This is a genomic window from Rhizobium sp. WYCCWR10014, from assembly GCF_001657485.1.
Lineage (GTDB): Bacteria > Pseudomonadota > Alphaproteobacteria > Rhizobiales > Rhizobiaceae > Rhizobium.
In genome coordinates, this window is sequence record NZ_LXFU01000053.1 from 134997 (window position 1) to 147252 (window position 12256).

Sequence of the window (12256 nt, forward strand, 5' to 3'; positions counted from 1 at the left end):
GTCATCCCTTGACCGCGCCGCTGGTCATCGCACCGAGGATCAGCCGCTGGAGCGACAGGAAGGCGACGATCGCCGGAACGACCGCGATGAGGCAGGCCGCGGCAAGCAGTTGGATGGACGAGTCGGTTTGCATGCCACGGAAGTTAAATATCCCGACGCCGATCGGCATCAGATCATTTTTCGTGAGCAACAGAAAAGGCACCAGAAATTGCGACCAGCCGGCAATCACGGTGATGATGAAGACAGACGCAATGCCCGGCGCCGATAGTGGCAGAATGATGCGCCAGAAAACCGAAAATCGATTGCAGCCATCGATCATCGCCGCTTCGTCGAGGCTGCGCGGGATGCCGTCGACCGAACTCTTCAGGAGCCAGGTCGCCAGCGGAACGCCAAGCGCAATATAGACCATGACGACGGCAAAATGCGTATCCAGCAGGCCGAGGCGGTTCATGTAGCGGTAGAGCGGCACCATGATGACAAGCGGCGAAATCATCTGGAAGAGTAGCAGGCCCATCATCGACAGGCCCTTGCCCCGGAACTGAAAGCGGGAAAAGGCGTAAGCCGCGGGCAGTGCGACGATCAGGACGCCGAGCCCGCTGAGGGCGGCAAGCTTGAGGCCGTTCCAGAGATAGATCGGAAAATAGCTGTTGTTCAAAACGGTGATGAAATTGTCGATGGTGGGATTGTTTGGAATATATCGCGCCGCACCGCGATAGATCTCACGCTTGTCGCGCATCGCCATCGACAGGAGGTAGGTGAGGGGGCCGGCGAAGAACACGAACATTACCAGCATGAAGAGATAGCTCATGGCATCGCCGAGCCGCGTTCCGGTCCGTCCACTCATTGCTCTTCCTCCTTCGGCAGGAACGACGCATAGATAAAGGCGAGCCCGAGGCTGATGATCAGCATGAGCACGGAAAGCACGCTGCCGCCGGACAGGTCGTAGTTTCTAAAGACGATATTGAAGACGTAGAGCGAGATGACCTCCGTCGCACGCCCCGGACCGCCGCCCGTCAGCGTGATGATCGCATCGAAGGTATTCACCGTCTGGATCGTAATGAGGATCATGTTGACGAGGATCGCCGCGCGCAGCTGCGGAAGCGTGACGAAGAAAAACTGCTGCGATGCCGTCGCGCCGTCGACTTCAGCTGCTTCATAGAGCGAGGGATCGATCGACTTCAGCGCCGCATACATGACGACCATCGAAAATGCGGTGCCGCGCCATATGTTGGAGATGAGGGTGGACCACGGCGCAATAGCAGGGTCCGAGAGCCAGGCGACAACAGGCATGTGCATCAGCCTCAGAATGCTGTTCAGCGCGCCATAAGGCGCTTCGGAAAAGAGCATCTGCCAGATGATGCCGCCGGCAATTCCGGGGACGACCCAGGCCACCAGCGCCGTCGTTCTGAGGATGGTGGTGCCGAACAGGCCGCGCTTTTCGCCGCGGATGACCACAACAGCCACCGCAAGACCTAAGATCTGCTGACCGATGACGCTTCCGCCGACAAAGATGAGGGTCGCCCATAAAATGTCGGGCAGTTGCGGCGAGCTCAACGCATTGGTGATCGACCCCAGCGTATAATCCTGGTTGTCGCCGATCAGCGTGGCATTGGTGAATGAAAGCCTGAAAACGTCGATGACGGGATAAAGATAGAAGATGCCGATGACGACGATCACGGGCATGATCCAGGGCAGGGGCGCACCGGCGAAACGGCGCATGAACGTTCTGCTTTGAGGCGGGCTGTCAGCCTCGATGGCAATGGGGCTCATTGGCTTCTCTGTCCGGGGTTTCGCTCGCGCATCGGCCCGAAAATCAGAATCGATTTTCGGAAAGCACGATGCGCAGATTCAAAGTTTTACAGCGTCCTTTGCGCGTCTGAAAAGACGTGCGGCGCTGTAGGTCGACGGCGCCTGGGACAGGCGCCGTCACGCTCAGAAGCACTAGAGACGCTTGTAAGCCTCCAGCGCCGCGTTGAAGGCGGCATTCAAGGCGTCTTCGGGCTTTTTGGTCCCCGAGAGCACGTCGCCCATCATGATCTGGATCTGGTTGGAGATTTCAGGATAGATCGGCACGCCTGGGCGTGCCTGTCCGTCGACCAGAGCCTTGGCGAAGGTCTTGTTGGCTTCGGTGGAGAAGACCTCATATTTGTCGAACAGCGATTTCCTGGTCGGCAACTGCTGCTGCAGCGCGTTTGCCGGCCCCATATAAACCTCCCGTGCGAGGTTGGCGCACATCTCGATCTTGTCCTTGTCCTTGCTGAAGGAAGCGATCGTCCAGCCGCCCGTGCCGGTCGAGCGCTGATCGGCGCTGGGGCCGGGGATCGGCGAGAAGGTCCAGTTGTTGAACTCGTCCTCGTCGAGCGTGGCCTTCAGCTGCGCATATTGCCAGTTGCCGCCGATGAAGAGAGCCGTCGTCGCCGCTGCGGCCGCAGCATTCATATCGTCATAATTCGCGATCGTGCTGACGCGCTTAGGCGCTGCCCCGGAGTCGACGAGATCCTTGAAATAATTCAGCGCCTTCAGGAATTTCTCCTTGTTCTCTCCTTCGCCGAACACTGGCTTGCCTGAGTCGTCGACGAGCTTGCCGCCCAGCGCCCAATAATTCGCGAGCCAGTCGAACGTCGTCCCTTCCCAGCGCCCGCCATTGAAGAGAACGCCTTCCATGCCTTCCTTGGTGGAGGCGAGCGCGGCCTTTTTCAGGTCGTCCCATGTCTGCGGCGCATCCGCAACGATCGACTTATTGCGGTAGAGCACACGAAGGTCCGTATCCCACCACCAGGCGCGGACCGTCTGGTCCTTATCCGTGATGCCGCTGCGGATGAAGGGGAACAGGTCATCCACTTCCTCCTTCGAAAAATACGGCGTGAAGTCCGCAAGAACTTTATTGACCATGAACTGCGAGAGAACGAAGGAGTCGACAGCGGCGCAATCAGGCGCGTTGCCGGCCTTGGCCTGCTCCAGCATCTTGGCCTGTTCCGTGCCGATGTCGGAGGACATGAATTGCATCTGCAATTTCCAGTCCGGATGCTTCTTGATGAAATCGACGAAGAGCTTCTGATAGCCCTCGGCGATCGCCGGATCCGAATTGTTGGGACTATCGTTCGTCAGACGGACGACGAGGGATTTTGGCGCATCGGCAAGGCCGATCCTGTCCTTCGTGGCAAGCTCCTGGGCAAATGAAACGGATGCTGAAAATAACATGGTGCTCAGCGCAAATGCGCTGACGGTGGCGCTCTTCATGATGGGTCTCCTCCCCATTTTGAACGGATACAGCCTGGCGGTCAGTTGACCTCTCCTCATTTCCGTGCTGCATTAATTAGATTAAGTTACTTTGATTTGATGTCAAGCCACAGCTTGGGAGGACAGAACCTGGGAGGTTGAGATGCTGGCGACAATCAACAGCAGCTAGCGCACAGTTCCGGAAAATCGAGATCGATTTCCGGAAAAGGATATGCGCCGTGAAAGTGATGGAGCGTCCCGCGACACGTGCGGCGCATCCACCGCAATTTTCCTGAAGAAGAGCACGAGGCAATCGCGGATGGCTGCGATGGCGCGAGTGCGCTTTTGCCCGGCTGAACTGCCGCGGGAAGTTAATTCCATGGAGGATAAGATGCGTCTACTCATTCTCGGTACCGGCGGAATGGCCAACCAGCATGCCGCCAACTTCAAGGCGATCGAAGGCGTCAGCGTCGTGGGCGGCGTCGATGTCGTCCCGGAAAGGCTCGCGGCCTTTTGCACCGAACATGGCATCGCCAATCACTTCACCACCCTTGAGGACGCCCTCGCCTGGGGCGAGTTCGACGCAGTGGCAAACGTGACGCCGGACCGCATTCACCACCCGACGACGCTTCAGGCGATTGCCGCCGGCAAGCACGTCTTCTGCGAAAAGCCGCTCGCCACCGATGCCATCAAGGCCATGGAGATGACCGAGGCCATCGAGCGATCGGGCAAGGTCGGCATGGTCAACTTCACCTATCGCAACTCGCCGGCTCTCCAGAAAGGCCGGCAGATGGTGCTCGCCGGCGAAATCGGGGAGATCAGGCACGTCGAGGCGTCCCACCTTCAAAGCTGGCTGGTCGGCCGCCACTGGGGCGACTGGAAAACCGAAAGCAAATGGCTGTGGCGGCTGAGCAAGAAGCACGGATCCAATGGCGCGCTCGGCGATATCGGAATTCATATCGTCGATTTCGCATCATACGGTTCCGGGCTCGACGTTGCTCACGTCTTCGCGCGGCTGAAGACCTTCGACAAGGCGCCGGGACACAAGATCGGCGAGTATGATCTCGATGCGAACGACAGCTTTACGATGAATGTCGATTTCTTCGGCGGGGCGATCGGGACGATCCAGGCGACGCGCACGGCGGCCGGACAGATGGATCAGCTGCGCCTCAGGGTCTATGGGGAAACCGGCTCGATTGAGATGATCTACGACACCGGAAAGTCGACGCTTCGCGCCTGCCTTGGCGAAGACGTGCACACGGCAACCTGGCGCGACGTCCCCTTCGATCCGGTCGAGACGAACTACCAGCGTTTCGTGCAGGCCGTGCGGGCGGGCAGGACCCAGGAACCCTCGTTCCGGCGGGCGGCCAATATCCAGAAAGTCCTGGACAAGGCGCTGGCCTCCGATCTCAGCCATACCGATGAAGCGCTCGCCTGAGGTAAGATGCATCACGCCGAAGCAGGCGGCAGAAGCAAAGTGTTGAGGAAGGGCAGGAGGGCTGCACCCAGCGCAACGCCGCCGCCGCTGAAGCTTGCAGGCTTCATCGGCGAAATCCAGGGTGTCAGCAAGGGCCTCGTCGAGGTATCGCGCCGCTCGATGGAAAGCTGATGGATCAGCGCTTCGATCACGCCCTGCGGCAGATCGCTGCCGATCATGACGACGCTCGGGGCGAGAAACCCGGCCATGGCGATGATCGGGTCGAGCAGATGGCCTGCGGCCTCCCGTATCCATTGCGACAGTGATGGCGAGGAGATTTCCTCGCCCTTCAGCAGGCTAGTGAACGCCTGGTCGCCGATCCGTGATCGCAGGGATTGGAAACCGACGACGGTATTGAGCTGGACATTGTCCGGACCTGTCAGCATTTCGCCGATACTGCCCGCCCGCCCATGCACGCCGGAATAGGGAATACCGCGAATGAGAAAGCCGGCCTGAACGTCGTCGTCGATAATGATCATCGCAAGTCCGCCTTCCCTGCCAGAGCTGCCGATCGTGCGTTCGGCGAGAAGGCTCGCCGTACACTCGTTCTCGACATAGGGACGCGCAATCGTCGACATCGCGGCGATCTGATCGCTTTGATCCTGCGTCCAGTCGTTGGCGGCGATGCCGAGGCCGATGATCGGCAGGGCAGCGTGGCGATCGACCATATCCCTGACGGACGCATGCACCAGGCCGACTTTGTCTGCGGGGTCCAGCTCGATATAGACCCGGTCATGGACCTGACCACTCAGATCGATGAGCACGGCCTCGCCACGCCTTTGGCGAAGCTTGACGCCGATCGAGAAAGCGCCTTCCGGGCGCAGGGCAAACTCGGTGGCGGCGGCGCCCCCGCCGAGGCCATTGCGGCGGTTGGAGGTGACAAGCCTTTCCTCGGCCAATCGACGGAGAATGTTGGTTATGCCCGGACCGGTCAGACCGCAATGCCGGCCAAGCTCCATCCGTGTCAGCGGACCGTGGCGGCGGATGGCCTCCAGGATGACGCGAATGTTGCGATCGGCAATTTCGCCGGACCGCAGACCGATTGTTTTGGCGCGCGGGGCGCCCATGTCCTGGGTTTGAAGCCGACGCGGCCCTGATCGAAGATACCGCATGACTGTCTTCCTAGAGCACCATCTCGATTGTGTATCACGCTTGCAGGTGTTCGTAACGATTTTCCAGTAGATGCTTGTAACGAAGGGCCGCGGCTCCACACAGTTAAGATGTGCTCGGAATTACTTGCATGGAGAGTTGAATTCAACCGATGACTGATGAATATTCTCCCGCCGCCGACCGCGACCCAAACGCCACCCAGCCAATTCTCGTATTGCGGGGGAGCGTTAGATACCTCTTCATGTTCCTTGGCGTCATGGCGCTCCTTTTCGTCTACCTCTCACTTATCGCCCTTGGGCAGATCAAAATGAGCAGACCTACGAGCGGTGTCGGAGAGGGCCTGTTCGCGATCCTGTTCCTGGTCGTCATCGTTTATGTTGCGGTAAAGGCTCGGCAGGTGGACTTCCGGAAGCCCACAATGGTGATCGGGCCCGACGGTATCGCTGGTCAAAAGCTGCCGAAGCTCATCCCTTGGTCAATGATCGAAAGCGTTGATATCCCTCAGGCCGGGCAGGCGGGATTTATCTACCTGACTGTGCGGAAAGATGCTGATCCGGAGATACTTGAACAGTTGCGCAAGCGGCAGCCTCTTGAAAGGACCGTCGCGATACCGCACAGATGGGTTCCGGAGTTCAGTTCAAGCGAAGTCAAGGACATCGTGAATCGCTACTTTGAACGCTCACGACAAAGCTGAAGCGGAATGAATATTTGCTTCCGACGGCTCATCCGCTGCTGTCGCGCGTCGAGCAGCCATTGCCTCTAATAACTGCAAGGATGATCGTTGCCAAAGCCGTCGCGGCAGGCAGGTCTAAGCGAATAGTCGGTGCCGGTATATCCAACCGAGCCGGTTTGCATCGAGTCATTCGAGCTCGTCGTGCAGGATGACGACGATAAGGCAACCACGATGACGGCTGTCGCGGCTGTCAACAATTTAGGGACTTGAAGCATCCCACCCTCCCCAGCTGCCTGAAATCTGCCATATCAGTGCAATTCTCGGTCAAATAGGGCGGCCAGGGGTTTCGATAACTGTTGTCGCCGATCAAGATCTCGTTATTCCGTGAAGGCCCAAGCGTTTCATTCAATATCTCATCTCACGGCAGCACAGCACCGTTTCGACCTTTCCAGCACCCGCGTTGAAGCGGACGATGAGATTTCCAGGTAATCGGCGTTGATATTCGCGTAGCCGCGACGGGTTCCACAAACAGTTCCGCCATCGGCGAAAATCTCGATGATTCCGCAAGCCGGAGCGGGTTCGCTTCTTCCGGGCTTGACGCCAAATCAAAGTTACTTAATCTAAGACTCTGCAAGCCCGCTTGGAGGAGGGGTCGGGCAATCGCGATGTCGGTCGCGCCATCTTCATCTCCCCCAAAACCATGACCACGACCCCAAAAAGCATGACGACAAGATTGTCAGCCGTCGATTTTCAATAGGATAAGCCATGCCTCTGACCATTGCCCAGCGCCTCGATCGTCTCAAAGTTCGCATTGCCGAGTTGGCCCATTGGCGCGATCGACAAAGTGCTGCGATCGACGGCTGGACGTTCGAGGGCGAGCCGATCGGCCATCACCAGGATTGGCCCCACCGCCAGGGGGTGGTGCATTTTGCCGTGAGCGCTGAAGCGCCGGAGGCGTGGCCTCTGGCAGATATTCGCCTGCAACTCGATCTTGGCGGCGAGAGCCTGATTACGCTGAGCTATCCCGATGGAGAAACGGAAACATTCGGTCTCGATCCTTATCATCAGGAATTCCCGGTGAAGGGCCGCCGCTTTTCGATCGCAACGGAAACCGTCGCCCGCTTTCCGTTCGGCGAGCCCAATCGAGCGCCCAAGCTCAACAAGGCCCGGTTGATCTGGCTCGATGGTCCCGCTCACCGCCTGCATCTTCTGTTGAAGCAGGTGGCCGAGGCAATCGATGCGCTGGGTGAACATGAAGTCGTGCCACATTTGATGGATGCCGCCGAGCATGCATTGCGCAGTCTCGATTGGCCGTCGGATACGGCGGCTTATATCTCCCGCACATCTGGCGCGGTCATGCAGCAGAAGATCTGGGAACTGCCGGAGCTCCAGGAAAATCCGGCGGGTCTCACGGACGAGGAAAGCGCTTCGGCAGCCGCAGCCTTCGATGCCCTGATGGCAAAGCTGAAGAAACTGCAGAAGCGCTTTCCCCCGAATGGAGAACTGCTGCTGACGGGCCATGCGCATATCGATCTTGCCTGGCTTTGGCCTTATCGCGAGACACGGCGGAAAATGCGGCGCACCTTCAATACGGCGCTGTCGCTGATGGAGCGCTCCGAGGATTTCCGCTTCAATCAATCGACCGCCCATTATTACGCGCAGATGGAAGAAGAAGACCCGGAGCTTCTCGAGCGCATCAAGCAGAAGGTCGCGGACGGAAAGTGGGAAACCGTCGGCGGCATGTGGGTGGAGCCCGACACGAACATGCCGACCGGCGAAAGCCTCGCCCGCCAGGTTCTCTATGGCCAGCGTTATTTCGAAAAGACCTTCGGCACGCGCCATACGGTCTGCTGGCTGCCCGATTGCTTCGGCTTTTCAGGCGCGCTGCCGCAAATCCTGAGACAGGGCGGCATCGACAGCTTCTTCACGATCAAGGTCAATTGGAGCGAGACCAACCATATTCCCTCCGATCTCTTCTGGTGGAAGGGTCTCGACGGCAGCCGGGTGCTGACCCATACGTTCGACAATCCGATGCAGGGTTATAACGGCTTCGTGCAACCCGATTGCTACGTGCCTACGTGGAAGAATTTCCGCGGCAAGACGCAGCACGATACCTCGCTGCTGGCCGTCGGTTATGGCGACGGCGGCGGCGGCGTCACGCCCGAGATGGTCGAGCGCGAAGTGCAACTGCGCGATTTCCCGGCTATCCCGCAGGCACGCTGGGGCACCGTCAAAAGCTATTACGAACAGGCGCACCGCACCGCAGGCGAAAAGAACCTTCCCGTGTGGGACGGTGAAATCTATCTCGAACTGCACCGCGCCACGCTGACGTCGCAAAGCGGCGTCAAGCGCAAGCATCGTCAGGCCGAACGTGCGCTGATCACCGCCGAAACCATCGCTTCGCTGGCGCATATGCTCGGAGCAGACAGGCCGAAAAGCCTCGAAGCGAACTGGCGCGTTGTTCTGAAGAATGAGTTTCACGACATTCTGCCGGGCTCGAGCATCCGCGAAGTCTATCAGGATGCAGAGCAGGAACTGGACGGCGTCATCGAATATGCCAAGGCCGAGCAGGCAAAGTCATTTCAGGCGCTGTCGGTCAATCTGCCGAAGGGCGGGGTTGGCGATGCCCTCGTCGTCGTCAATCCGTCTCTTGCGGCCAGACCGCTCAGCGCAACGCTTTCCGACGGTACGATCGTCTCGGCCGCCGATCTCGTCGCACCCTTATCCGTCGCGGTCTTCGACAAGGGCTCGCTCAGGCCGGCAAGCGGGCTGAAGGCAGGCCCCGAGCGTCTCGAAAACGACCACCTCTCGGTCGCTATCGGCAAGGACGGAGCGGTTGCAAGCCTCCTTCACAAGGCAACGGGCCGGGAAGCGGTCGACGGCTCGGCAAATCAGCTCTGGGTCTATCCGGCCGACAAGCCGCGCAACTGGGACGCCTGGGACATCGATGCGGATTATGCCGAAAAGGCCGTCCGCCTCGATGCGCCTGACAGCATCACTCTCGTTGAAGACGGCCCGCACCGCGCGGCGATCCGTGTCGTTTACCGCTACCGGAATTCGAGCGTGACGCAGACCTATGTGCTGACGGCCAACGCCAGGCGGCTCGATATCGAAACGACGATCGACTGGCATGACCGCCGCACCCTGCTGCGAACATTGAACCCGATTGCCGCGCAGGCCCGAAAGGCGACGTTCGAATGCGCCTTCGGCATCGTCGAGCGGGCAACGCACACGAATACGTCCTGGGAGCAGGCGATGTTCGAGGCCGTCGCGCACCGCTTCGTCGATATCAGCGAGCCGGACTTCGGGGTCGCACTGCTCAACAATGCCAAATACGGTCATAGCGCGCGCGGCAATGTGATCGGCATGAGCCTCGTGCGCGGGCCGATCTATCCGGATCCGCTGGCCGATGAAGGCAAACAGAACTTCACCTATGCGCTCATGCCGCATGAAGGCACCTGGCATGAAGGCGGCGTCCTCGGCGAGGCGATCGATCTCAATCAACCGCTCGTCGCGGCTGAGGCCAGCGGCCTCTCCGCCGGCACTTTCGCGCCGCTTGCGGTCACCGGCATCCCTGTCGCGTTCTCAGGCCTGAAGCCGGCGGAAGAGGGCGACGGCCTCATCCTGCGCCTTTACGAACCGGCCGGCCGGCGCGGCAGGCTCGCCCTCAACTTGCCTTCCGGATGGGCAGCATCGCAGCCGCTGAACATTCTCGAGGAGCCGATGGAGCGAAAGGGACCTGCCGACATCATGCCGTTCGAAATCCGGACCTGGAAGCTGGAAACTGCCTGACGCTGTGTCACGCAGACCAAATCCTTTTTGACTTTGAATGCCGCGGAATGATCGGCGGCATTCAAAGAATGAAACCAGGGTGCAATCACAACGCACTCCAAGGCTAGCGTTGCGACCTTCCAGAGCATCGCCCAGGCAGGTTTGCCGCGGGACATTATTTCGGGATGCCTAGCGGCTTGAGAAAGGCTTTGACCATTTCGATGGTGAAGGCGAGATGCGCCTTGCGCCAGTCTTTTTTTGTCAGATCCTGATCGAAAATGAACGACAGCGTGTGTGCATTCGACAAGTGAAACTGACTTAAAGCCACCATTGTCACGTAATAATGAAGCGGATCGACGCCGGTGCGAACCGATCCGTCCTGCGCGCCGCGCGCTAGAAAGTCCGCGATTAATTTGAGCACCGGCGACGACATTTCCCGAACGCGCTGCGATGTCTTCAGGTGCTTGGCTTTTTCGACGTTTTCATTCCTCAGAAGCTGCACTAAACGCAGATCCGAATCGAAATGCTGGTGGATATGCTCAAAGAGCGCGATCAAGCCCTCCAACGGGTTGAGATGATCCACATCGATTTTCAGTTCCTGCTGGCGCAGGTTGAAGAGCGCCTCTTCCAGGACCACCACATAGAGACCAGATTTGCCGCCAAAATGATGATAGAGCATGCGGGGGTTTGCGCCGGACGTCGAAAGTATGCGCTCGGTGCGCGCGCCGGCGAAGCCATGTTGCGAGAACTCCTCGCGTGCGGCTTTCAGGATTTTCGCACGCGTATCGGGCGCGGCGCGCATCTTCCCGGCCGGTGCTGTCACCGCTTTGACGTCAGCGCCCATCGTTGCTTTTCTCCAGACCGCTTTCTAGCGCAAAATCGAGGAGGGCACGATCCGAACCGCATCCACCCATCAATGATAAAGGACTGCTTCCGCATTGGAGTTGTGGTGTCCCCGCATGGCCCGCAAGCGCGGTGAGTGCAAGTGTCGAAGCGTAAAAACGGCCGATTTCTTCGCTAGGTGCGTCGATCCGCAGGTGCGGCACGGATGTCACCGGCAGTAGGGCCACAGTACCGGGCGGCAGCCGGTCTTGCAGCCAACCCGCAAAGTTTTGGCGGACCGCCGCCGCAGTCTCATAATCGGCATAGCTGACGGCCGATGCCCTGGCAAAGCGCTCGCCAATATCCATCGCGAAACGAGGCTTCAGCGCGTTCAGCCGGGATCCAACGCCGCAGGCAATTTCATAACCCTGGATGGTCGAATAGGCCCACTGCAATTGCGCACACGGCCAATGCTCGAACACCCGCATCGGCGCCGCATTTGCAAGCCGTCGTGCGGCGTCCCGGAAGGCATGCGCATCCGCCGGATCCAGCATGTCCAACGTATCTTCAACAATCGAAATCGTTAGGCAATCCACATGCTGCGCCGGCGGCAAGAGCACGTCACCGACGCGAGCGAGGGTCTGTGCGTCGCGGGAGAACCAACCAATAGTGTCATAAGTCGGTGCGAAAGGAAGAACACCATCAAGCGGTACTGCATCGTGGCTCGGTCGCATGCCCCAAATACCACTGAAGGCAGCCGGAACGCGAACCGATCCGCCGGTATCGGTACCGAGTGCAAAATCCACCAGTCGCGCTCCGACCGCAGCGGCTGATCCGCTGGATGATCCTCCCGGCAGCCAATCCGGATTTTGAGGATTGCGCGGCGTGCCATAGTGAACGTTGCGTCCTTCCAGGCTGAAGGCCAATTCGTCAGTCACGGTTTTGCCCAGAAACGTGGCTCCGTTGGCTAGCAATCTGGTTACCACGGGCGCATGTGCCGGGGCAGGGGTCGCGGCCGCGCGCCAGTCGGGATTGCCGCCGCCAGTGCGCCGACCGGCTATGTCGATCAGGTCCTTGACCGCGAAAGTAAGACCCGCAACCGGGCCTTGCGCCGTTGCATCCAGACGAAAAATTTCTCCGGGCACAAAGGCTCCGGCAGTATCGACAATATCCTGGTTGTCCAT

The 12256-nt window shown here is 59.3% G+C and carries 10 protein-coding genes; 3 read left to right on the forward strand and 7 right to left on the reverse strand.

Features of this window, described 5'->3' with window-relative positions:
* Window position 1 precedes the first annotated feature (1 nt).
* The 3 genes from A6U98_RS34750 to A6U98_RS34760 all read right to left on the reverse strand — a co-directional run bounded on the left by A6U98_RS34750 (window position 2) and on the right by A6U98_RS34760 (window position 3240).
* Entirely contained in the window at window positions 2-844 is an 843-nt protein-coding gene (locus tag A6U98_RS34750) for a carbohydrate ABC transporter permease (RefSeq protein WP_011649125.1), read from the reverse strand.
* The gene (locus A6U98_RS34755; protein WP_003550501.1) at window positions 841-1770 is read right to left on the reverse strand and encodes a sugar ABC transporter permease; all 930 of its coding nucleotides are present in this window, start codon (window positions 1768-1770) and stop codon (window positions 841-843) included. Before A6U98_RS34755 ends, A6U98_RS34750 begins: the two co-directional genes overlap by 4 nt.
* 171 nt (window positions 1771-1941) lie before the next feature.
* Window positions 1942-3240 carry a hypothetical protein gene (locus A6U98_RS34760; RefSeq protein WP_064655739.1) on the reverse strand — a complete coding sequence of 433 codons (1299 nt, stop codon included), beginning with the start codon at window positions 3238-3240 and terminating at the stop codon, window positions 1942-1944.
* 370 nt (window positions 3241-3610) lie between these two features.
* Between A6U98_RS34760 and A6U98_RS34765 the strand changes: the two genes are divergently transcribed.
* A complete protein-coding gene (locus A6U98_RS34765) occupies window positions 3611-4657 on the forward strand; it encodes a Gfo/Idh/MocA family oxidoreductase (protein WP_064655848.1) in 1047 nt (348 codons plus the stop codon).
* Between the two features lie 11 nt (window positions 4658-4668).
* On the opposite strand, the gene A6U98_RS34770 is transcribed toward A6U98_RS34765, so the two are convergent.
* Complete coding sequence (locus tag A6U98_RS34770) at window positions 4669-5808, reverse strand: ROK family transcriptional regulator (protein ID WP_064655740.1); 1140 nt, start codon at window positions 5806-5808, stop codon at window positions 4669-4671.
* Window positions 5809-5957: 149 nt separating this feature from the next.
* Here A6U98_RS34770 and A6U98_RS34775 point away from each other — a divergent pair, with 149 nt between their 5' ends.
* Entirely contained in the window at window positions 5958-6500 is a 543-nt protein-coding gene (locus A6U98_RS34775) for a hypothetical protein (protein WP_064655741.1), read from the forward strand.
* Window positions 6501-6565: 65 nt separating this feature from the next.
* Here the strand turns inward: A6U98_RS34775 and A6U98_RS37950 are convergent, their stop codons facing one another.
* The gene (locus A6U98_RS37950; RefSeq protein ID WP_082934055.1) at window positions 6566-6754 is read right to left on the reverse strand and encodes a hypothetical protein; all 189 of its coding nucleotides are present in this window, start codon (window positions 6752-6754) and stop codon (window positions 6566-6568) included.
* A gap of 490 nt (window positions 6755-7244) precedes the next feature.
* Here A6U98_RS37950 and A6U98_RS34780 point away from each other — a divergent pair, with 490 nt between their 5' ends.
* Window positions 7245-10271 carry a glycoside hydrolase family 38 C-terminal domain-containing protein gene (locus A6U98_RS34780; protein WP_064655742.1) on the forward strand — a complete coding sequence of 1009 codons (3027 nt, stop codon included), beginning with the start codon at window positions 7245-7247 and terminating at the stop codon, window positions 10269-10271.
* Window positions 10272-10425: 154 nt separating this feature from the next.
* Here the strand turns inward: A6U98_RS34780 and A6U98_RS34785 are convergent, their stop codons facing one another.
* Complete coding sequence (locus tag A6U98_RS34785; protein WP_064655743.1) at window positions 10426-11094, reverse strand: TetR/AcrR family transcriptional regulator; 669 nt, start codon at window positions 11092-11094, stop codon at window positions 10426-10428.
* Complete coding sequence (locus A6U98_RS34790; RefSeq protein ID WP_245304607.1) at window positions 11084-12256, reverse strand: amidase family protein; 1173 nt, start codon at window positions 12254-12256, stop codon at window positions 11084-11086. The genes A6U98_RS34785 and A6U98_RS34790 overlap by 11 nt, the downstream gene beginning before the upstream one ends.

Coding starts and splice junctions, on each gene's coding strand:
- A6U98_RS34750 (WP_011649125.1), bottom strand. CDS start 844: ATGAGTGGACGGACCGGAACGCGGCTCGGCGATGCCATGAGCTATCTC.
- A6U98_RS34755 (WP_003550501.1), bottom strand. CDS start 1,770: ATGAGCCCCATTGCCATCGAGGCTGACAGCCCGCCTCAAAGCAGAACG.
- A6U98_RS34760 (WP_064655739.1), bottom strand. CDS start 3,240: ATGAAGAGCGCCACCGTCAGCGCATTTGCGCTGAGCACCATGTTATTT.
- A6U98_RS34765 (WP_064655848.1), top strand. CDS start 3,611: ATGCGTCTACTCATTCTCGGTACCGGCGGAATGGCCAACCAGCATGCC.
- A6U98_RS34770 (WP_064655740.1), bottom strand. CDS start 5,808: ATGCGGTATCTTCGATCAGGGCCGCGTCGGCTTCAAACCCAGGACATG.
- A6U98_RS34775 (WP_064655741.1), top strand. CDS start 5,958: ATGACTGATGAATATTCTCCCGCCGCCGACCGCGACCCAAACGCCACC.
- A6U98_RS37950 (WP_082934055.1), bottom strand. CDS start 6,754: ATGCTTCAAGTCCCTAAATTGTTGACAGCCGCGACAGCCGTCATCGTG.
- A6U98_RS34780 (WP_064655742.1), top strand. CDS start 7,245: ATGCCTCTGACCATTGCCCAGCGCCTCGATCGTCTCAAAGTTCGCATT.
- A6U98_RS34785 (WP_064655743.1), bottom strand. CDS start 11,094: ATGGGCGCTGACGTCAAAGCGGTGACAGCACCGGCCGGGAAGATGCGC.
- A6U98_RS34790 (WP_245304607.1), bottom strand. CDS start 12,256: ATGGACAACCAGGATATTGTCGATACTGCCGGAGCCTTTGTGCCCGGA.